Source organism: Magnetospira thiophila (assembly GCF_054657015.1).
The window spans coordinates 1,057,396-1,076,760 of record NZ_BAAHXF010000001.1; the positions used below are offsets into that span (position 1 = coordinate 1,057,396).

Genomic DNA, 19,365 nt, shown 5'->3' on the forward strand with positions numbered 1-19,365 from the left:
CCAGGATTACTTAAAATTAGCACTTCATCCCAAAAATACAACACTAAAACAGCGTGAGACGATTAGGCTGAGTGAGATTAAACATATTTAATATATTGAATTTATTGGTCCCAGCAGACCAATAGTAATGAATTTTGTCACCATATACTGCTTTGGGTCATACGCGGCAATCGCCTATGGATATTTTTATGTTCCGCTTCCACTCGAACACGGGATACAAACGCATATAACCCAGTGCCCACTTTCGTCCAAGTTGGCCCACCAATTTCCCTAGGCGCTTAAGATATTGGTCTCTCATAGGATCGAGCCCCGGACCGAACCGGGCGCCGGTTTTGTCTGATTGTCAGCCTCTTGGCCTCAATACAGATATTCGATTTCGTCATTGACGAAGGTGTAGCGGGGTTGCTTGTACCAACCATAGAGCCACGACTGGCGCGGCTCCTTATGGACCTTCGACTGGAAGACCTGCAACTCACCGGTTTTGTCGTTCATCCAGAAATCCAGGTCATAGAGTTTGTCCGGCTCGCCCACCACATGGAAATCGGTACAGGCGAAATAGGTATCGGTGCCGATCTTTCGCACCGGGTCATGAATCTGAACGAACTTCAACGCCAGCATTTCCCCGGTCTTGTCGTCACGCATATGAAAGACGCCCTCGCCGTCCACCTTGGCCTGGATATGCCTAGTCATCGACGCCTTGATGTCTTCGGAGAAATATTCACGCTTTTCCGCTTGCGGCTCCTGGACAGGCTCTTCGCCCGCCACAGCGGGTCCGGCACCCCATCCCAGGGTGCCGGACAGCCAGGCAATGGACAACAAACGTCCAATGGTTCGCCTCATGGCGGCAATGCCTACTTCACCGGTGTGCCGGCATGCTCGTCAACCTTCTTTTCCACGGGCGCACCCGCATGCTCGGCGGCTTCGGCGGCCTTTTCCGTCACCGCTTCTCCGGCCTGCTCGGTGGCTTCGGCGGCCTTTTCCTTAACCGCGTCGCCCGCATGTTCGGTGGCTTCGACCGCCTTCTTGGCCACGGGATTTCCCCCGTGCTCGTCGGCCTGGGCCGCGACTGGGACCAACAAGAACGACAGTAACGACAGGGCCAGTAACTTCTTCATGGTCATTTTTCCTTTGGTTTGTTGAATTGCGTATCGAATTATCACCCGTGACTCATTCGGGCAAGCCGGTGTTGCGGCGCATGAACGGTTCCGAGAACCATGCCCGGTACGAAAGGGTCAGCTCCCGCGCCTCGGGCAGTCCGAGGACATCGGCGGCCAGTTGGCCGTCGGGACCCTGGGGAACCTGATTGTAGCTTTTAAACATCGGGTCCCAGAAACTGAAGATGGTGGAGAAATTGGCATGGCCGTAAGCCCGTTCCACCACATGATGGGAGGTATGGAAACGCGGCGTGACGATGACGCGCGAGAGGATTCGCTCCACCGAATCGGGCAGGTCGATATTGCTGTGGTGGAATTGGGCGCACAGACTGATCAGCCCTTCGAACACGAACCAGGCCATCGCCGATGGCCCCCAGACCAATACCCATGCCGCCTTGGCGATGGAGGACAGAACCAGTTCACCCGGATGAAAGCGCAGGGCGGTGGAAACATCCATCTCGTTGTCGGCATGGTGCGCCTTGTGGAACCGCCAAAGAAAAGGAACTTGATGGTTTGCGCGGTGCCAGAAATAGTCGAACAGGTCGAGCATGACCAGCGATGCCACCACTTCCTGCCAATGGTTCAGCCCCAGCCAGCGGGACAGCCCCCAGCCCTGCTGCTCCACGTAAACGATCCACAGCAGAAACGGAACGTAGATCAGCACCCGCACCAGAACGGTATTGAAAGCCGCCACCGAACCATGAAAGACGAATCGCCTGAGGCGGCTGGTCTGCCAGCGCCGGGCGGGACGAATCGTCTCCACAAAGAAAAACAGCGATAATCCTCCGAGGAAGATCGCCAGGCGTCCACCATCCAGGTCAAGTTCCATGACTTAAAACCAATACTCCCGGAATAACACCAAACTTGCCCTCGACTGTAGCTACAAGGGCACCACCTTAAAAGCCGGAACAGTCCAAGGCGGTTGGGTTTGAGCTAAATTTCACGGCGGCCCCTTTGACTTCGGGGCCGCCGTGAATTTCAGAAAGGTCGCGCTCAGCGTCCCAGCTTGGGATGCCGCTGGATCAGCGCTTCGGCAATCTGGATGGCGTTGAGGGCCGCACCCTTGCGCAGGTTGTCGGCCACCACCCACAGGTTCAGCCCATTGGGCACAGTCGGATCGTTGCGGATGCGGCTGACGTAGACCGGGTCCTCTCCGGCGCATTCCACCGGCGTGACATAGCCTTCGCTGGCCCGGTGATCGACCACCACCACGCCCGGGGCCGCCTTCAGGGCCTTGCGGGCCTCGGTGTCGCTCAACGGCTTGGCCAGTTCAATGTTGATCGCCTCCGCATGGCTGACGAAGCAGGGAATGCGTACGCAGGTCGCGGTCACCAGGATATCCGGGCCCATGATCTTGCGGGTTTCCACCGCCATCTTCCACTCTTCCTTGGTCGACCCGTCTTCCATGAACTTGTCGATATGGGGAATGCAGTTGAAGGCAATCTGCTTGGTGAACTTCTCGTGCGGCACCGGCTCGTTGACGTAGATGCCCCGGGTCTGATTGAACAACTCGTCCATGGCTTCCTTGCCCGCCCCGGAGGTCGACTGATAGGTCGCCACCACGATCCGCTTGATGGTCGCCAGATCGTGCAGCGGCTTCAAGGCCACCACCATCTGAATGGTCGAGCAATTGGGATTGGCGATGATGCGCCGCTTGGTGAAGCCGTCGATGGCTTCCGGGTTGACTTCCGGCACGACCAGGGGAATATCCGGCTCCATGCGGAAGTGGGAGGTGTTGTCGATCACCACCGCGCCCGCCGCCGCGGCGCGCGGGCTGTGTATGGCCGACACGCTGGCCCCCGGCGATGACAGCACGATGTCGGTCCCGGCGAAATCGAACGTTTCCAGGTTCTGGACGGTCACAATCTCGTCCTCGCCAAACGAGATTTCGCGTCCGATGGAGCGATGGGAGGCCAGCGCCACCACCTCGCTGACCGGAAATTCGCGCTCGGCAAGGATGGACAGCATTTCCCGTCCCACATTGCCCGTGGCCCCGACCACGGCGACCTTGTAACCCATTGTATTCTTCCTTTCTCTATCCGGCCCCGTGTCAGATGGCCCGTTTGGCTGTTCGGAAAATATCGAAAGCCCGCGGGTGCATCCACGCGGGCCTTGAGTTGATCAGCTCAGTCCGGCCCGCGTCGCTCAGGTCGTTTTGGTCCGGGTTTTGGTGGTAACGGAAACGCGCGAGGCCGCGACCGGGCCCTGGGGGGCCTGGAAAACATTGCCACATTCGATCGCACGGAACATCATTGGTCTCGTCCTCCGTTGGCGTCACCAATAGCCCCGTGAAAAGCGGATTTCAAGTAGATTTGTCGCCCGGATGACGCCATGAGAAAGGAGTCCGCCATGCACCTATACGACTGCGCCAGCGCGCCGAGTCCCCGCCGGGTACGGATTTATCTGGCTGAAAAAGGTCTATCTGTGCCCCTCGTCCCGGTCGATTTGCGGTCCGGGGAGCACCTGGAGGCGGCCTATCGGGCCATCAATCCGCGCTGTGACGTCCCCTTCCTGGTCCTTGAGGACGGCACCGGAATCGGCGAGGTGGAGGCCATCTGCCGCTACTTTGAGGACATCCATCCCGAACCGCCGCTGTTCGGCCGGGAGGCGCGGGAGAAAGCCCTGGTCAGCATGTGGTCCCATCGCATGGAGTTAGAAGGCTTCCAGGCAGTGCAGGAGGTGCTGCGCAATTCGGCCAAGGGATTCGTGGGCCGGGCGGTGACCGGACCGGTATCCCATGCGCAAATTCCGGCACTGGCAGAGCGGGGGCGGCGGCGGCTCGACGATTTTATGCGCAACCTGGACGCCCATCTGGCGGACCGGGATTTCATGATCGGCGACAGCTTTACCTTTGCCGACATCACCGCCTTCGTCTGCGTGGATTTTGCCGCCTGGGTCAAGGTCAAACCCGGGCCGGAGCATCCCCACCTGCGGCGCTGGCACGAAACCATGCAGGGCCGGAACAGTGCCGATGCTTAACTCTTCTTGCACTCCGGCGACGGAGGGGGCAACATCGTATCAATAACCAAGAAGGATCTGAGTAGGGGAATTCGAATGCGCACCATATCCTGGAGTCCCAGGTATGCCATCGGGATGCCAAAGGTCGACGACCAGCATCAGATGCTGTTCAAGCTGATCAGCCAGTTGCGCGAGGACTACGCCGCCGGCAAGAACGGAGCCGCCCTGCGCGTGGCCTTGGATGCACTTTTGGACTACTGCCTGAAACATTTCGCCGACGAAGAGGCGTTGATGGAATCGGTGCAGTTCCCCGACCTGGTACAGCATCGCTTCGAGCACGAGAATCTGCGCATGGCCGTGGCCGACTATCACAAACATTTCGAGGCCGACCCCAAGAGTTTCGACTTCCCCGAATTTATTGATTTCGTGACCGTCTGGATTCAGACTCATGTGCTGGTCAGCGACATGCGCATCCGCGATCACGTCGCCAGTCGCAAGGGCTCTGACTGATCTCCTGGGGCTGCCCCAAATGTTTCTCAAGTACATCACCCTGCTTTTGATCTGCCAGTTGCTCGGCGAGGCCGTGGTGCTGGGGACCGGTCTGCCGGTGCCCGGCCCGGTGATTGGCATGGCGATTCTATTCGTTGGACTGATCATCCGTGGGTCTTTGCCCGAGGGCTTGCAGGCCACCGCCACCGGGTTGCTGCGCCATTTGTCCCTGCTGTTCGTGCCCGCCGGGGTCGGGGTGATGGTTCACCTGCGCTTATTGCAGGCGGAATGGGAAGCCATCCTCGCCGCCTTGCTGGCCTCCACGGTCCTGACCATCGCCGTGACCGGGCTCGCCATGAAATATCTGCAACGCCGGACTCCCTCGCCATGAACGGCAACCTGGATCAGATTTGGGTCTATCTTTCGGCCAGCCCGCTGACCGCACTGACCCTGACTCTGGTCGCCTATCAGGTGGGGGACTGGATCTATCAGCGCAGCGGGCGGTTTCCGCTGCTCAATCCGGTACTGCTGGCCGTGTTGCTGCTGGTCGCCTTCCTGCTGCTCACTGAGACCGATTACGCGACCTATTTCGAGGGGGCCAAGTTCGTGCATTTCATGCTTGGCCCGGCCACCGTCGCCCTGGCCATACCGCTCTATATTCATTTCACCCATGTGCGCAAATCGGCGTTGGCCATTGTGGCGTCGATTCTGCTCGGGTCGATCACCGCCGCCGCCAGCGCCGTCGGCATCGCCTGGCTGCTCGACGCTTCGCCGCAAACCCTAATCTCCCTGGCCCCCAAATCGGTCACCACCCCCATCGCCATGGGTATTGCCGATCAATTGGGCGGCCTGCCCAGCCTGACCGCCGTACTGGTCATCCTGACCGGCATGGTCGGGGCACTGTTCGGCGGCTTCACCCTCAACCTGCTGCGGGTCCGGGACCCTGCCTCACGCGGACTGGCCCTGGGCACCGCCAGTCACGGCATCGGCACCGCCCGGGCCATGGAGATCGACCCCCTTGCCGGGGCCTTTGCCGGGCTGGCCATGGGGCTCAACGGGCTGGCCACGGCGATTTTATTGCCATTGTTATTCGACCTTTTGTTTTAAAACCCTTTCAAATTCCGTTCCGGCCCCCTATATGTCTGGCGCCATGACCCAGACAACCACAGACAGCCGCACCGATTTGCTCGGGCTGACCCGAGACCAACTGCAAGCCGAGCTTCAGGCTTTCGGTGAAAAGCCGTTTCGCGCCAAGCAGTTGTGGCACTGGATTTATCATCAGGGGGAAACCGATTTCGGCCGCATGACCACCCTGGCCAAACCCCTGCGCGAACGCATGGCCGAGCACTATCGAGTCGGCCGCCCGATTCTGGCGCGGGAACAGAAATCCGCCGACGGCACAGCCAAATGGCTGGTGCGCTTCGAAGACGGCAACGAGGCGGAGACGGTGCATATCCCGGAGGAGGATCGCGGTGCGGTCTGCATCTCCACCCAGGTCGGCTGCACCCTGACTTGTCGCTTCTGCCATACCGGCACCCAGCTTCTGGTGCGCAATCTGAGCGCCGGGGAAATTGTCGGCCAATTCATGACCGCTCGCGATGCCTGCGGCGAATGGCCGACCCCCAATGACGGCAGCCGCAAGCTGACCAATATCGTGGTCATGGGCATGGGTGAACCCTTGTTCAATTACGAGGCGGTGCGCGACGCCATGCTGATTGCCATGGACTCGGAAGGGCTCGGCATTTCCCGTCGTCGCATCACCCTGTCCACCTCCGGCGTGGTGCCGATGATGCGGCGCTACGGGGAAGAAGTGAACACCGATCTGGCCATCAGCCTGCACGCCGTCACCGATGACTTGCGCGATGAACTGATGCCGATCAACAAGAAATATCCGCTCGACGAGCTGCTGCGCGCCTGTCGCGACTACCCCGGGGCCAGCAACGCCCGGCGCATCACCTTCGAATATCTGCTGCTCAAGGGCATCAACGATTCCGAGGCCGACGCGCGGGAATTGGCGCGGCGTTTGAAGGATCTGCCGGCCAAGGTCAATCTGCTGCCTTTTAACTCCTGGCCGGGCTGCGGTTATGAGCCGTCATCCGCCCACACCATGAAAAAGTTTTCCAATCTGCTCAATGACTTGGGCCTGTCTGCTCCGATCCGCTCCCCGCGTGGCCGGGATATCATGGCGGCCTGCGGTCAGCTCAAGTCAGAGAGCCAACGAGAGCCCAAAAGTCGACAACGGGCCCGTCTCGAAGCCGGAATCGTGGACGACAGTCACGCTTCCTGATAACTTGGTATTAAATATCGTTCAAAAACGGAATGAGGAGGGGGAACCCCATGGCACGCCCCAGGGAATTCGATCAAAACGAAGTCATGGACAAGGTCGTCGATGTCTTCTGGACCCGTGGTTTCGAGGCCACGTCCATTCAGGATCTGGAGGCCGCGACCGGACTGAAGCGCGGCAGCCTGTACAATGCCTTTGGCGACAAGGCGACGCTGTTCGATCTGGCCTTGGCCCATTACGTCGAACATTCGGTGGTGCAGCGGCACCTGAAAACCGATACCACGGCCACCGCCCGCAAAATCATCGACGGCCTGTTGGACGTCCTGGTTCAGGAGGGGGCGCGCAACAAGAAGGGCTGTTTGATCACCAACACGGTGACCGAACTGGCCAGCCGCGATGCCAATGTGGCGGAAACCATGCGCAACACCCTGAGCACCCTTGAACAGACCCTGACCGATCTGTTGCGGCGGGCCCAGGCGGAAAAGGATCTGGCCTCCGACGCCAACGTGGCGGGGCTGGCCCGTTTCCTGGTCGGCACCGTGCAGGGACTGCGGGTGATGTCCAAGATGCACAACGACCGGCAGGCCCTGCAGGACATTGCCGACGGGGCCAAGGGGGCCTTGTGGTGCAAGACCGGCGAGGAAAAGCCCGAATCCAAGGGCGGCTTCTTCGACAAGGTATTCGGCAAGGGCCACTGAACCGACGACGGGAGGCCACATGGATCGGGAAATTCTATTGGTTGCCGATCCCATGTGCTCCTGGTGCTGGGGATTCGCGCCGGTCTTCGCCGGGTTGGTGGACAATATCGGCGCGGCCGTCCCGGTCTCGTTGCGGGTCGGCGGCCTGCGCCCCTACACCAAGGAGCCGTGGGACAAGGAACTGCGCAATTACCTGCGCGAGGCCTGGGCCACCGTGGCGGCCCGCACCGGGCAATCCTTTTCCCTCGACATCCTGCGCGATCCGGATTTCGTCTATGATACCGAACCGGCCTGCCGGGCGGTGGTGACGGCCCGCCATCTGGCACGGGAGATGGCGGTGCCCATGCTGCATGCCCTGCACCGGGCCTTCTATCTGGAGAACCGCAATCTCACCCAGCCCGAAGTGCTGGCCGATCTGGCGGAGGAACTGGCCCTGGATCGCGGGGCGTTTCTTGAGGCCTTCGCCAGCAACGAGGCCAAACAGACCACCTTCGAGGAATTCAAGGCGGTGCAGTCGTGGGGCGTGCGCGGTTTTCCAACGGTTCTACTGCGCGAGGGGCGCGAGGCCAGGGCCGTCGCCACCGGCTTCCGCTCCTTCGACGAACTGTGGCCGGAAGTGGAAGCCTGGCTACAAGAATGACGGGACTTAATCCAGGTCCTCGAACGGACTGGACGACGTGCCGCGCGCCATTTTCCACAGCAACGTGAGATCAAGCAGTTCCTGACCCAGATCGCGATTCGGGCAATCATCAGCGCATTCGAGCATGCCGCCGCAGAGCAGCGAGGCATAGGCAAAGGCCTTGTCGGCATTTCCCCTGTCAATGGCTGCGACGGTTTTTTCCATCACATCAACCTGCTCGACGCAGACATAGGAACAGTTCTGCGAGCGTTGCAGCATGACTTTCAGGTCATCCAGCATATTGGCGACGGAAAGATCCAGGCGGTCGATGGGGTCGTCAGGTGTTCCGGTGGTCATGGGATGTCCCTCCCTTTATTTTATTTGACCCCTTTATGTCGTAAATATCAGCGCCCCGCTGTGACCTTCATCACAATATATAATAATTTTAAAAAGAATTTTATTCTTTTTAATTCCAATACATTAACTGGTGGAAATATGGGCTGGATTTCCGCCTCATCCGGCGGTTTTCTTGGCCTTAGAGCGGGATGAAGCCGGAGTGAATCGAAAGGGGATTCCCAAAGTCTCGCAATTCTGATTCAACATACTGGCTGGAAAAGGAGGCCAGTATGGATGACGAAACCCTATTCGAACGATCTCCGCGAGCGTGTGGTCGCCGCCGTTGAGGAAGGCGGCCTCTCTCGGCACCAGGCCGCGGCGCGGTTTGCCGTTGGTGTCAGTTCGGTCATCCGCTGGGTGACCCGTTTCCGCGAGACGGGCAGTGTTGCGCCCGACAAGATGGGAGGGAACCGGCCGAAGACAATCCGAGGAGAACACCGTGATTGGCTTATCCAGCGGTGCAAGGAGAAGGACTTCACGTTGCGTGGGTTGGTGGCGGAACTGGCCGAGCGCAAGGTGATGGTCGACTACCGCAGCGTCTGGGAATTCGTGCATGCCGAAAAACTGAGTTTCAAAAAAAAGCGTCCTTCCCAGGGAACAGGATCGGCCCGACGTGGCGCGTAAGCGTGAACAGTGGAAGGCGTATCAGGACCGGGTGGCCATTGATCGCCTAGTCTTCATCGACGAAACCTGGACCAAGACCAACATGGCGCCGCTCCGGGGATGGGCGCCGGTCGGCCAAAGGCTCGACGCCAAGGTGCCGTATGGCCACTGGAAAACCATGACCTTCCTCGCCGCGCTCCGCCACGACCGCATTGAGGCGCCCTGGGTTCTCGACGGGCCGATCAATGGCGAACGCTTCCGGGTCTATGTCGAGAAGGTGCTCATCCCCACCCTCAAGCCCGGCGATATCGTGGTCATGGACAATCTCGGCAGCCACAAGGGCGAAGCCATCCGCCGCCTCATCCGAGGCGCGGGTGCCAAGCTGTTCTTCCTGCCGAAATACTCCCCCGACCTGAACCCCATCGAGCAGGTCTTTGCCAAACTCAAGCATCTGCTGCGCAAGGAGGCCGCGCGCACCGTCGATGCGCTCTGCGAGGCCATCGGAAGGCTACTCGATGCCTTCCCGCCGCAGGAATGCGCCAACCTCGTCAGAAACGCCGGATATGGACCAACCTAAATTCATCCCGCTCTAGTTAACTTGCGCAGTATGATATTACGTTTCAGCGCCGAGATATGATCGACGAACAACACGCCATCCAGATGATCCATTTCATGCTGGATACAGGTGGCCAGCACCCCATCGGCCTCCAGGGTCTGCTGGCGCCCCTTTTCGTCCATGTAGCGCAGCGTGACCGCTTCCGGCCGGGTGACCTCCGCCCATTGGTCGGGCAGCGACAGACAGCCTTCCTCCTTGGTGCAAAGCTCTGCTGATTCGCCGATGATTTGCGGATTGATCATGCGCAGGGGGTGTCGCTCGCCATCCTTGGGCGACACATCGACCACGATGATCCGCTTGTGCACATTGACCTGTGGGGCCGCCAGCCCGATTCCATTGGCCCGATACATGGCGTTCAGCATGTCGTCCATCAACTGACGGACATCGGCTGTCACCTCTTCCACCGGGGTACATTTCGCCTTCAGGCGCGAGTCGGGGGCGACAAGTATTTCCAATTCAGGCATCACAAGGGCTCGACGGACAAGGATTGCTTTTCCGTCACATAAGCAAGAAGAGCCGCTTGGTCAAGGCGTTGTACGGACCCGATAGGTAAGCTCCATCTCCCCCTTGGGCGGCACGGTGAGCGTCCAGACGGCTTGATTGGCGTCGCGCTGGTGGGGCTGACTTTCCTCCAACATCCGCCATTCGCCGTGCAGCGACTCCTCGATTCGCAGGACCACCGGCTGCGCGCCCGCGTTGGCCAGGAGCAGCCGATGGGCGCTTTCGGATTCCCGATTCTCGCGGTCGATCCAGCGGAAATCGGTCTGTTCCCGGTGGACCGTGACATCGAAGGCCTGACCCAGGGTCAGGGTCACCTCGCCGGCCACCGGCGTATCGGGCAGCCGGTCCTCGCCGACGAACTGTAGGCGGCCCTTGGAATCCCGCTGATAGAGCCGTGCCGTTCCGGCGGGCAGCGGCACCCCCGGACGGTCCTTGTCATTGCGGAAAATGACCTGGGCTTCCGGGTGCAGCGGTCCCTGGCGCCCCGCATGGCGCCCCATCAGCGCCGGACCGCCGCGCAGCAACAGGCGCCGCTGCGATTCGACATCCGCGCCGCTCAACAGCGCCACCTGTTTGGACTGGTTCATTTTCAGGCTCACCTTGCGCCCGATGTCATAGAGGTGAAAGGTCGCCAGGGTCTCGCGCTGGGGCATCGCCTGCCCCTCCGCCAGGGCGGCCTTGGCCATGTACATGTTGGTGTCCCGCATCGGACGCGGCGGCAGGCTGCGCTGCACCGATCCGGCTACCAGTTGCAGGTCGGCCAGCGGATAATCGGCCCCGCTGAGATTGGTCACCGTGGCCCAGCCTTCCAGGTCCAGCCGGGTCATCTCGGCGTTCAGCTCGACGGTGTAATCGGCCTGCCAGTTCAGACCCTCGGTCAGATAGGCCAGATCCAACAACCGCTCGCCTTCCGTTGCCGCATCAACCGTGGCCAGCAGCGTCGGGCGCGGACGCAGACCTTCCGGCAACAGGTCATAGACCAGGATTCCCGGCGGCTCCGACCAGATTTTGCCGTCAATGCGCAGCACCGGCCCCGCGCTGCTGCTCAACACCGTCGCCCGGCGGGTCATGACCTTTCCGGTTGCCGCATCAACATGGACCACATCCAAATCCCGCCCTTCGGAACGGGCCAACAGGCTGGCCGGTGAAATTACGTCGAATTCGAAATCCCGTTCCAGCAGCCGCACCCCGACCCCGCTGACCCGCACGCTGGCGGCAATCATTCGGGTCGCCACGTCCTCCAGGGCCAGACGGCTCTCGCCTTCGGGCAGGCTCACCTTGCGGGTGTCGCGCACCATGGCCAGATCATTGGTATAGACCGTGACTCCCAGCGCCGCACGGGCCACCGCCCCGGCGGAGTGATCCGCCCCATGAGCGAGCGTGACGGGCAATAAGGCAAAGATCAACAGACCCAGTTTCCAGCGCATCGGAGTCTCCCCTTTGGACATTCAAGGTGAGTTTGCGTTTAGCCGACAAGTAAGGCAAGCTGCGGGCCACCATGTGGTCAAATTTAGATCTTTCGTCCGCCGCCGTTGTCCTGGCCGTGGGACTGGCCCTGGCCCTGGGCCTGTTGATTGCCGCCTGGAATCGGGGGCGGGATTTGGAGGCGCGTTTGGCCGCCGCCCTGGACGACGGGGAACAGGCGCTGCAACAGGCCCGCCACCAGTTGGACGACGCCCGTGCCCGGCTTGAAACCCATGCCGCCCAGCGCGCCGCCGCCGAGGCCCATCTGGAAAGCGCCGAAGCCCAGCTCGATCTGGTTCTGGCCGAAAAGCAAACGGCGGAAAAGCAGGCTGAATTGGCCCAGGCCCGGGCCGTCGAGGCGGAAAAGCAAAGCGCCCTCATGGCCCAGCAAACCGAAGACATGCGGCAGCGCATGACGGATTGGGAACGGGCCCGCACCGAGAGCCTGAACGCCGCCAAGTCGGCGGTTCTGGAAACGGCGCAACAGGTCTCCAGCAAGCTGATCGCCGATCACCAGCGGGAAAGTCTGGCGGCGCGCAAGGACAACGCGGAACGCATCACCAAGACCACCGAGGAATTGGTCGGCCAGATCAAGACCGTCACCGCCGGACTGGCCAGCCTGCACAGCCACATGGGCCAACAGGGCGAGACCCTGGATACGGTATGGCGCGCCCTGACCAGTCCCGGCGGGGCGGGCTATTTTGCCGAAATCGGTCTGGAAAACACCCTCAAGTCGTTCGGTCTGGAAAAAGGCCGCGACTTCATCATGCAATATGCGGTCAGTGAAGCCGGGGTGCGCCCCGATGCGGTGGTCTTCCTGCCCGGCGATACGGTACTGGTGATCGACGCCAAGGCCTCCAAGTTCCTGCTCGATCTGGCCGCCGCCGAGGGCAAGCCGTCCGAAGACGAGGTGCGGCGCGGGCTGGTGCGCACCATGAACGAGCATCTGCGACAACTGGCGAGCAAGAACTACGCCACCGCCATCGTCAAAAGCTACCACGATGCCGGGCGGGGCAATGCGCTGAAGCGGATCATGAACATCATGTATCTGCCCAACGAGGGAGCGGTGGAAAAAATCGGTCAGGCCGACCCGGAGTTCATCCGCAAGGCGGCCAAGAGCGAAATCACCGTTGCCGGGCCGACCGCCCTGGCCAGCCTGATCGCTTTTGCCCGGGTCGAGATCGAACTGGAACGGCAGGCCGAAAACCAGATCCTGATTGTCGAGGGCACGCAGGCGCTGATGGATGCCATCGGCACCTTCCTGACCCATGCCAAGACCATGGGCAACGGTCTGCGCACCGCCACCACCGCTTATGTAAAACTGGCCAAATCACTGAACGGGACGTTGCTGCCCCGGGTCCGGCGGCTCAACCGGCTCGGCGTGCGACCGACCCGCACCCAGCAGATGCCCGGCCATTTTCCACCGTTCGAACTGGTGACCATCGAAGAAGACCTGATCGAAGGCGAGACCGAGACCGACCCGGCGCTGGAAGTCGACACAGACCAAGAGATGTCATGACGCCAGCGGCGGGGGTATGGTAGATTTTTATCCACTTTTGTTCCCGTCGTGACCGAGGATAATGGACATGGACATCGGTTCCTTCCCTACTTTCGCCCTGGCCATCCTGGTTTTCGCCGTGGTCATGGTGGTGCTCAGCGTCAAGGTCGTGCCGCAGGGGCTCGAATTCACCGTCGAGCGTTTTGGGCGCTATATCCGCACCCTGCCGCCGGGGCTGCATATGATCCTGCCGCTGGTTGATCGCATCGGCGCCCGCATGAACATGATGGAACAGGTGCTCGATGTGCCGGAGCAGGAGATCATCACCCGCGACAACGCCATGGTGACGGTGGACGGGGTGGTATTCTTCCAGGTGCTTGACGCCGCCAAGGCCTCCTACGAGGTCAGCGAGTTGACCCGCGCCACCCTCAACCTGACCATGACCAACATCCGCACCGTGATGGGCTCCATGGATCTGGACGAATTGCTCAGCCAGCGCGACAAGATCAATGCCGAGTTGCTGCATGTGGTGGACGAGGCGACTACCCCCTGGGGGGTCAAGGTGACCCGCATCGAGATCAAGGACATCTCGCCGCCGCGCGATCTGGTCGAATCCATGGGACGGCAGATGAAGGCGGAGCGCGACAAACGGGCCGAAATCCTCATCGCGGAAGGCGAAAAACAGGCCGCCATCCTGCGCGCCGAGGGCGAAAAACAGGGGGCCATCCTGCAATCGGAAGGCCGCAAGGAAGCCGCCTTTCGCGATGCCGAGGCGCGCGAACGGGCCGCCGAGGCGGAAGCCAGGGCCACCGCCGTGGTCTCCGAGGCCATCGCCCGGGGCGATGTCAATGCGGTGAACTATTTCGTCGCCTTGAAATATACAGAAGCCCTGCAAAGCATCGCCGGAGCCGACAATGCCAAGGTGGTGATGATGCCCCTGGAAGCCAGCGGCCTGCTCGGGGCGGTCGGCGGGGTGGCCGAACTGCTGCGCAACACCGGCCGCACGACCCCGCCCAAACCGGAAGGCGGCCCGCTGGCCCAGAAAGCCCCGCCGACGCGAAGCTCGGCCCCGTCGCCGGGCAAAGATGGCCCCTGGGGAGGCTGATTCATGATCGAAGCGTTGTTTTCACAACTGACCTTCTGGCATTGGCTGGTGCTCGGCGTGGTTTTGATGGTGCTGGAGATTTTCGCCCCCGGACTGGTGTTCATCTGGCTGGGCATCGCCGGATTGATCATGGGCGGCCTGCTGGCGGCCATGCCGCATCTGTTGTGGGAACAACAGATATTGATCTTTTCGGGCCTGTCCCTTTTGACCGTCATCATCGGGCGCAAGCTGCTTAAACTGGGCCCCATGGAGACCGATCATCCGACCCTGAACCGCCGCAACGCCCAATACCTGGGCCGGGAGTTCACCCTCGAAACGCCGATCGTCAACGGCCTGGGCCGCATCCATGTGGACGATACCATGTGGCGCATCACCGGCCCCAACCTGGAGGCCGGGACGAGGGTCCGGGTGATTGCCGCCGACGGGGTTTTGCTGAATGTAGAACCGGTCAGCCCCGACGAAGGATGAAAAAATACTTCCCGCGCCCCCTCGGTGCGGTGTAACAAAGTCGGTCCTGTTGCAGTGCAACGCATCTGGTGAGGAATGAACCCGTGAACCCATTGGTCCAGGCAGTCGCCGCCACGTCCCATCTCATGTCCGGCAACGAAGCGGTCGCCCGCGGGGCCTGGGAGGCCGGTGCCCGTGTCGGCACCGCCTATCCCGGCACCCCCTCCACCGAGATTCTGGAGAGTCTGGCCCTGTACCCGGACATTCACGCCCAATGGTCGGTCAACGAGAAAGTCTCGCTGGAAGTGGCCATCGGTGCCTCGGTGGCCGGGGCACGCGCCTTCTGCGCCATGAAGCATGTGGGCATGAACGTCGCCTCGGATGCCCTGATGAGCCAGACCCTGGCCGGGGTCGGCGGCGGGCTGGTCATCGCCATCGCCGACGATGTGGGCCTGTCGTCGTCGCAGAACGAGCAGGACAGCCGCTTCTGGGGCCGCTTTGCCCATGTGCCGATCCTGGAGCCGGCGGACTCCCAGGAAGCCTATGAAATGGTCAAACAGGGCTTCGAGATTTCTGAACAGTTTTCGACCCCGGTGATCCTGCGTCTGACCACCCGGGTGTGCCACGTCAAGGCCATGGTTACCGTCGGCGAGCGGCTGGAACGACCGGAAGTCCCGTTCACCCGTGATCCGTCGCGTTGGGTGCTGGTGCCCTCCACCGCCCGGGTTCGGCTGCCCTGGCAGTTCGAGCGGGAACTGCAACTGACCGCCTTTGCCGAACAGACCGATCTCAACATCATCGAGGACGGTCCCGACAAACGAGTCGGCATTCTGACTTCCGGCCCGGCCTACATGCATGCCCGGGAAGCCTTTCCCAACGTACCGATCATGAAGCTCGGATTCTCCTGCCCGCTGCCCATTGAGCGAATCAAGGCCTTCGCCGCCACCGTGGAAAAACTGGTGGTGGTCGAAGAAACCGAACCGGTGATGGAGAACGAATTGAAAGCCGCCGGGCTGACCCTGCACGGCAAGGACATTCTGCCGCGCATCCATGAGCTTTCGGTGCAGGTGATCCAACCGGCGATCAAGCGGCTGCTTGGCGAACCGGTGATCGTCGCCGAGGCCGCCTCCGCCGATCTGGAGGTCTTCCCGCGCCCGCCGACCATGTGCGTCGGCTGTCCGCATCTGTCGGTCTATTATTGTCTGTCGAAGCTGCATAAGAACATCAATATCGCCGGTGATATTGGCTGCTACACCCTGGGGGCCGGGCATCCGTGGAACGCCCTGGATACCACCACCTGTATGGGAGCCTCCATGGGCATGGCCCTGGGCATGGACCTGGGTCGCGCCGAAGCGGACCGGGACAAGGGCATTGTCGCGGTGATTGGCGATTCCACCTTCCTGCACATGGGCATGCAGGGCCTGCTCGACATGGTTTATAATCGCGGCAACGTCACAGTTATGCTGCTCGACAACCGGGCCACCGGCATGACCGGCGGCCAGTCCCATGCCGGGACCGGGGCCGACATCCATGGCAACGAGGCCCCGGCGGTGGATTTCGCCAAGCTGGTCGAGGCCCTGGGCGTCCGCCCGGAGCGCATCCGCAAGGTCAATCCCTATGAGATGCCGACCATTTACAAGATGATCAAGGAAGAGGTGAAACAACCGGAACCCTCGGTCATCATCACCGATCAGCCCTGTGTGCTGATTCCTGAGTTCGAGAAATACGTGCCGCTGAAAGTCGTCGCCGAGGATTGCACCGGCTGCGCCAACTGCCTCAATGTAGGCTGTCCGGCGATCCTGGTGACCAAGCGGGAGATGACCACCACGGCCAAGGGCAAACCGGTGGAGAAAGCCTGGGTGACCATCGAAACCGCCGCCTGCACCGGCTGCAATCTCTGCCCGACCACTTGTGGTCCCAAGGCCATCGTGCCTGCGGGCAGTCCGTTCGACGGCATTCACTAAGGAGATCGGACATGGCGGATATCACCAATATTCTGGTGTGCGGCATCGGCGGTCAGGGGGTCATGACGGCCTCGGAGATTCTGGCCCAATGCGCCATCGCCCTGGGTCTCGATGTCAAAAAGACCGAGGTGGCGGGCATGGCCCAGCGCGGCGGCGTTGTGACCAGCCATGTGCGCTTCGGTCCCCGGGTGCTGTCGCCCGCCATCCCCAAGGGCGAGGCGGATATCATTCTGGGATTTGAGCCCGCCGAATCCATGCGCTGGACCAGCCATCTGCGCAAGGGCGGCGTGGCGATGGTCAATACCCATGCCCTGGCCCCGCCGGTGGTGTCTCTCGGCTTGTATGATTATCCACAGGACCCGGTGAGTGAAATGCGCGCCGCCGGAGTCACTGTCTACGATTTCGATGCCGGAGAAATCGCCCGCGAACTGGGGGAACTGCGGCTGGTCAATACGGTGATGCTGGGGGCTATCGGCGATCATCTGCCATTCGAGGCGGACCTGCTCAAGGAGATGATCGTCGCCCGTTTCCGGGCCCGCAAACCGGCTCTGGTGGCGCTCAATGAAACGGCTTTCGAGCGCGGGCGTCAGGCCGCCGCCGCCGCCGCCGCCGCCCGAGAATAATATGTCCCCACGATTTTTAGGGGTTCATTTCGCCTTCCGAACGGGATATGCTTTGCGCAACAAATAAGTAATGTCGGCACCAAAGCGAATGGGAGGCGCGGGTGCTCCCCCGATTGACACGCAAAGCCTTTACGGACTTGGCCATCTGGATGGTCGTCCTGGGACTCCTGGTCGGCGCGGTGTTTCCGTTTTTCGCCGTGTTGCTTGACGTCGATCCGGCGCAGGTGTTGAGCGTCCGCTTCTTCATCGCCACCTTGGGGGCCGGTCTGGTCCTCGGTCTGGTCAACTATGGCTTGGCTCATGTGGTGTTTCGGCCCCGCCTGCAGATCATGTCGCAGCGCATGAACAAGGTGGAAGACCTGTTCAGCACCCACATGTTTTCCGACGGTCCCATCGAATGCGATCCGGTGACCTGCCATGTGGCCGAGGACTCCGAAGACGAAATCGGCGAATGCGCGCGATCTTTCAACCACCTGATTCGCACCCTGACCAGTGCCCACGACGTGGAAACGGCGGTCAATACCTTCTCGCGCACCCTGTCGGAACATCTGAATTTCGACGAACTGACCACCGAGGCAGTGCAGTTGCTGCTCGAATATACCGGCTCCACCGCCGCCACCATCCTGCTCGAACAGGAAGGCCAGATGCAGGTGGCCGGAAATCACGGCATCCGCACCCCGGCCAAACTGGCCGAGAGCGACCATGTGCGCCATGTGCTGCGCACCGGAATGACCGTCACCCTGGATCTGCCCAACGATCTTCAGGTGGATGGCGCGCTGACCAATTTCCGCCCCCGGCAGGTGCTGCTGGCCCCCATCGAATACAACAAGGCGGTGTTTGGCATTCTGGTGCTGGCGGCCCCGCAATCCTACGAGACCGGCACCCGGCGGCTGCTCGATCTCCTGTTGCAGAGTCTCGGGCTGGCCTTGCAGAATTCGCTGGTCCATGCGCGGCTGCAACATATGGCGGCCATTGACCCGCTGACCGGCCTGTATAACCGCCGCTTCGGCTCCAAGCGGCTGCGCGAGGAATTCGTCCGTGCCAGCCGCAACAACAACAAGATCTCGGTGCTGATGTTCGATCTGGATCATTTCAAAAAGGTCAACGATACCTACGGCCATCTGATTGGCGACCGGGTACTGATCGCCGTCTCCAAGGTGGCGCAGAAGCTGTTCCGCGAAGGCGACATCCTGGTCCGCTACGGCGGCGAGGAGTTCTTTGCCATCCTGCCCGGGGCGGCGACCAATGATATCCGCGAGTTGGGCGAGCGCTTGCGGCGCAGCATCGAGGAAACCGAGGTCCGCGACGGCGATCTGGTGATCCGCATCACCGGCAGTGTCGGCGGGGCTGTCTATCCGGACAGCAAGGCCTACGACAACGAGGAAGAACTTCTCAAGGCCGCCGACGAGGCCCTCTATTCCGCCAAACAGAATGGCCGCAATCAGGTCGTCTTGCAGAAGTAGCTTCCCATGACCAAAGTCTTGTTCGTCTGTCTGGGCAATATTTGTCGCTCACCGACCGCCGAGGGAGTATTCCGCGCCCAGGTCGCCAAGGCTGGTCTGAGTGCGGAAATTCAAACCGACTCGGCAGGAACCGGCAGTTGGCATGTGGGCAGTTCCCCCGACAACCGGGCCACCGCCGAGGCCAGACGGCGCGGCATCGACATTTCCGATTTGCGCGCCCGACAGGCCCGCGCTGCCGACTTTGAAAATTTTGACTTCATCGTCGCCATGGACCGCAGCAATTACCGGGACCTGCTGGACATCTGCCCGCCAGGACGCGAAGACCGGCTGCATATGTTTCTGGATTTCGCCCCCCACTTGGGTGTGCGCGACGTCCCCGATCCCTATTACGGCGGCGGCGACGGCTTCAAGCGGGTCTATGACCTGGTGGAAGCGGCGGCGGCGGGATTGCTGGCCCATATCCATCCGCCGCAGGACTGACCC

The 19,365-nt window shown here is 61.3% G+C and carries 22 protein-coding genes; 15 read left to right on the forward strand and 7 right to left on the reverse strand.

Annotation, left to right across the window (positions count from 1 at the left end; all coding sequences use genetic code 11):
* Positions 1-357: 357 nt before the first annotated feature.
* The 4 genes from ACYQ1P_RS05110 to ACYQ1P_RS05125 form a co-directional block, all read right to left on the reverse strand.
* Positions 358-840, reverse strand: a complete 483-nt coding sequence (locus ACYQ1P_RS05110; protein ID WP_460019266.1) for a hypothetical protein — start codon at positions 838-840, stop codon at positions 358-360.
* Positions 841-851: 11 nt separating this feature from the next.
* Positions 852-1,115, reverse strand: coding sequence for a hypothetical protein (locus ACYQ1P_RS05115; protein WP_460019267.1), 264 nt, complete (start codon positions 1,113-1,115; stop codon positions 852-854).
* Positions 1,116-1,167: 52 nt separating this feature from the next.
* Entirely contained in the window at positions 1,168-1,983 is an 816-nt protein-coding gene (locus ACYQ1P_RS05120) for a sterol desaturase family protein (RefSeq protein ID WP_460019268.1), read from the reverse strand.
* 164 nt (positions 1,984-2,147) lie between these two features.
* Positions 2,148-3,173, reverse strand: coding sequence for an aspartate-semialdehyde dehydrogenase (locus ACYQ1P_RS05125; RefSeq protein WP_460019269.1), 1,026 nt, complete (start codon positions 3,171-3,173; stop codon positions 2,148-2,150).
* Positions 3,174-3,485: 312 nt separating this feature from the next.
* Here ACYQ1P_RS05125 and ACYQ1P_RS05130 point away from each other — a divergent pair, with 312 nt between their 5' ends.
* The 7 genes from ACYQ1P_RS05130 (at position 3,486) to ACYQ1P_RS05160 (ending at position 8,223) form a co-directional block, all read left to right on the forward strand.
* Positions 3,486-4,133, forward strand: coding sequence for a glutathione S-transferase family protein (locus tag ACYQ1P_RS05130; RefSeq protein ID WP_460019270.1), 648 nt, complete (start codon positions 3,486-3,488; stop codon positions 4,131-4,133).
* A gap of 75 nt (positions 4,134-4,208) precedes the next feature.
* On the forward strand, positions 4,209-4,622 hold the full coding sequence (locus tag ACYQ1P_RS05135; protein ID WP_460019271.1) for a bacteriohemerythrin: 414 nt from the start codon (positions 4,209-4,211) through the stop codon (positions 4,620-4,622).
* A 19-nt stretch (positions 4,623-4,641) separates the two neighbouring features.
* Positions 4,642-4,992: a CidA/LrgA family protein gene (locus ACYQ1P_RS05140; RefSeq protein ID WP_460019272.1), complete on the forward strand. Its 351-nt coding sequence runs from the start codon at positions 4,642-4,644 to the stop codon at positions 4,990-4,992.
* Positions 4,989-5,708, forward strand: a complete 720-nt coding sequence (locus ACYQ1P_RS05145; protein WP_460019273.1) for an LrgB family protein — start codon at positions 4,989-4,991, stop codon at positions 5,706-5,708. Before ACYQ1P_RS05140 ends, ACYQ1P_RS05145 begins: the two co-directional genes overlap by 4 nt.
* A 43-nt stretch (positions 5,709-5,751) precedes the next feature.
* A complete protein-coding gene (rlmN, locus tag ACYQ1P_RS05150) occupies positions 5,752-6,888 on the forward strand; it encodes a dual-specificity RNA methyltransferase RlmN (protein ID WP_460019274.1) in 1,137 nt (378 codons plus the stop codon).
* A 50-nt stretch (positions 6,889-6,938) separates the two neighbouring features.
* Complete coding sequence (locus tag ACYQ1P_RS05155; RefSeq protein WP_460019275.1) at positions 6,939-7,583, forward strand: TetR/AcrR family transcriptional regulator; 645 nt, start codon at positions 6,939-6,941, stop codon at positions 7,581-7,583.
* 19 nt (positions 7,584-7,602) lie between these two features.
* Positions 7,603-8,223: a DsbA family protein gene (locus ACYQ1P_RS05160; RefSeq protein ID WP_460019276.1), complete on the forward strand. Its 621-nt coding sequence runs from the start codon at positions 7,603-7,605 to the stop codon at positions 8,221-8,223.
* Positions 8,224-8,229: 6 nt separating this feature from the next.
* On the opposite strand, the gene ACYQ1P_RS05165 is transcribed toward ACYQ1P_RS05160, so the two are convergent.
* On the reverse strand, positions 8,230-8,559 hold the full coding sequence (locus tag ACYQ1P_RS05165) for a hypothetical protein (RefSeq protein ID WP_460019277.1): 330 nt from the start codon (positions 8,557-8,559) through the stop codon (positions 8,230-8,232).
* A gap of 273 nt (positions 8,560-8,832) precedes the next feature.
* Here ACYQ1P_RS05165 and ACYQ1P_RS05170 point away from each other — a divergent pair.
* A protein-coding gene (locus ACYQ1P_RS05170; RefSeq protein ID WP_460018340.1) for an IS630 family transposase occupies positions 8,833-9,778 on the forward strand; the annotation gives its coding sequence in 2 pieces (ribosomal slippage) (positions 8,833-9,171 and positions 9,173-9,778; 945 coding nt in all).
* 2 nt (positions 9,779-9,780) lie between these two features.
* Here ACYQ1P_RS05170 and def read toward each other — a convergent pair.
* Both def and ACYQ1P_RS05180 read right to left on the reverse strand, forming a co-directional pair.
* Positions 9,781-10,281: a peptide deformylase gene (gene def / locus ACYQ1P_RS05175; protein WP_460019278.1), complete on the reverse strand. Its 501-nt coding sequence runs from the start codon at positions 10,279-10,281 to the stop codon at positions 9,781-9,783.
* A gap of 60 nt (positions 10,282-10,341) precedes the next feature.
* Entirely contained in the window at positions 10,342-11,745 is a 1,404-nt protein-coding gene (locus ACYQ1P_RS05180; protein ID WP_460019279.1) for a DUF4139 domain-containing protein, read from the reverse strand.
* A gap of 71 nt (positions 11,746-11,816) precedes the next feature.
* On the opposite strand from ACYQ1P_RS05180, the gene ACYQ1P_RS05185 reads away from it, so the two are divergent.
* From ACYQ1P_RS05185 to ACYQ1P_RS05215, 7 genes are all read left to right on the forward strand, one after another.
* Positions 11,817-13,301, forward strand: coding sequence for a DNA recombination protein RmuC (locus ACYQ1P_RS05185; RefSeq protein WP_460019280.1), 1,485 nt, complete (start codon positions 11,817-11,819; stop codon positions 13,299-13,301).
* A 67-nt stretch (positions 13,302-13,368) separates the two neighbouring features.
* Positions 13,369-14,385, forward strand: a complete 1,017-nt coding sequence (locus ACYQ1P_RS05190) for an SPFH domain-containing protein (protein ID WP_460019281.1) — start codon at positions 13,369-13,371, stop codon at positions 14,383-14,385.
* A gap of 3 nt (positions 14,386-14,388) precedes the next feature.
* Positions 14,389-14,853, forward strand: a complete 465-nt coding sequence (locus tag ACYQ1P_RS05195) for an NfeD family protein (RefSeq protein WP_460019282.1) — start codon at positions 14,389-14,391, stop codon at positions 14,851-14,853.
* 83 nt (positions 14,854-14,936) lie between these two features.
* Complete coding sequence (locus tag ACYQ1P_RS05200; RefSeq protein WP_460019283.1) at positions 14,937-16,796, forward strand: thiamine pyrophosphate-dependent enzyme; 1,860 nt, start codon at positions 14,937-14,939, stop codon at positions 16,794-16,796.
* Between the two features lie 11 nt (positions 16,797-16,807).
* Positions 16,808-17,419, forward strand: coding sequence for an indolepyruvate oxidoreductase subunit beta (locus tag ACYQ1P_RS05205; RefSeq protein WP_460019284.1), 612 nt, complete (start codon positions 16,808-16,810; stop codon positions 17,417-17,419).
* 113 nt (positions 17,420-17,532) lie between these two features.
* The gene (locus tag ACYQ1P_RS05210) at positions 17,533-18,882 is read left to right on the forward strand and encodes a GGDEF domain-containing protein (RefSeq protein WP_460019285.1); all 1,350 of its coding nucleotides are present in this window, start codon (positions 17,533-17,535) and stop codon (positions 18,880-18,882) included.
* Between the two features lie 6 nt (positions 18,883-18,888).
* Positions 18,889-19,362, forward strand: a complete 474-nt coding sequence (locus ACYQ1P_RS05215; protein ID WP_460019286.1) for a low molecular weight protein-tyrosine-phosphatase — start codon at positions 18,889-18,891, stop codon at positions 19,360-19,362.
* Positions 19,363-19,365 lie beyond the last annotated feature (3 nt).

Bases quoted from the DNA above. Each gene is read 5' to 3' on its own strand.
- ACYQ1P_RS05190 (WP_460019281.1), top strand. From the start codon at position 13,369: ATGGACATCGGTTCCTTCCCTACTTTCGCCCTGGCCATCCTGGTTTTC.
- ACYQ1P_RS05215 (WP_460019286.1), top strand. From the start codon at position 18,889: ATGACCAAAGTCTTGTTCGTCTGTCTGGGCAATATTTGTCGCTCACCG.
- ACYQ1P_RS05140 (WP_460019272.1), top strand. From the start codon at position 4,642: ATGTTTCTCAAGTACATCACCCTGCTTTTGATCTGCCAGTTGCTCGGC.
- ACYQ1P_RS05120 (WP_460019268.1), bottom strand. From the start codon at position 1,983: ATGGAACTTGACCTGGATGGTGGACGCCTGGCGATCTTCCTCGGAGGA.
- def (WP_460019278.1), bottom strand. From the start codon at position 10,281: ATGCCTGAATTGGAAATACTTGTCGCCCCCGACTCGCGCCTGAAGGCG.
- ACYQ1P_RS05135 (WP_460019271.1), top strand. From the start codon at position 4,209: ATGCGCACCATATCCTGGAGTCCCAGGTATGCCATCGGGATGCCAAAG.
- ACYQ1P_RS05195 (WP_460019282.1), top strand. From the start codon at position 14,389: ATGATCGAAGCGTTGTTTTCACAACTGACCTTCTGGCATTGGCTGGTG.
- ACYQ1P_RS05130 (WP_460019270.1), top strand. From the start codon at position 3,486: ATGAGAAAGGAGTCCGCCATGCACCTATACGACTGCGCCAGCGCGCCG.
- ACYQ1P_RS05160 (WP_460019276.1), top strand. From the start codon at position 7,603: ATGGATCGGGAAATTCTATTGGTTGCCGATCCCATGTGCTCCTGGTGC.
- ACYQ1P_RS05205 (WP_460019284.1), top strand. From the start codon at position 16,808: ATGGCGGATATCACCAATATTCTGGTGTGCGGCATCGGCGGTCAGGGG.
- ACYQ1P_RS05165 (WP_460019277.1), bottom strand. From the start codon at position 8,559: ATGACCACCGGAACACCTGACGACCCCATCGACCGCCTGGATCTTTCC.
- ACYQ1P_RS05180 (WP_460019279.1), bottom strand. From the start codon at position 11,745: ATGCGCTGGAAACTGGGTCTGTTGATCTTTGCCTTATTGCCCGTCACG.
- ACYQ1P_RS05155 (WP_460019275.1), top strand. From the start codon at position 6,939: ATGGCACGCCCCAGGGAATTCGATCAAAACGAAGTCATGGACAAGGTC.
- ACYQ1P_RS05110 (WP_460019266.1), bottom strand. From the start codon at position 840: ATGAGGCGAACCATTGGACGTTTGTTGTCCATTGCCTGGCTGTCCGGC.
- ACYQ1P_RS05145 (WP_460019273.1), top strand. From the start codon at position 4,989: ATGAACGGCAACCTGGATCAGATTTGGGTCTATCTTTCGGCCAGCCCG.
- rlmN (WP_460019274.1), top strand. From the start codon at position 5,752: ATGACCCAGACAACCACAGACAGCCGCACCGATTTGCTCGGGCTGACC.
- ACYQ1P_RS05125 (WP_460019269.1), bottom strand. From the start codon at position 3,173: ATGGGTTACAAGGTCGCCGTGGTCGGGGCCACGGGCAATGTGGGACGG.
- ACYQ1P_RS05185 (WP_460019280.1), top strand. From the start codon at position 11,817: ATGTGGTCAAATTTAGATCTTTCGTCCGCCGCCGTTGTCCTGGCCGTG.
- ACYQ1P_RS05115 (WP_460019267.1), bottom strand. From the start codon at position 1,115: ATGAAGAAGTTACTGGCCCTGTCGTTACTGTCGTTCTTGTTGGTCCCA.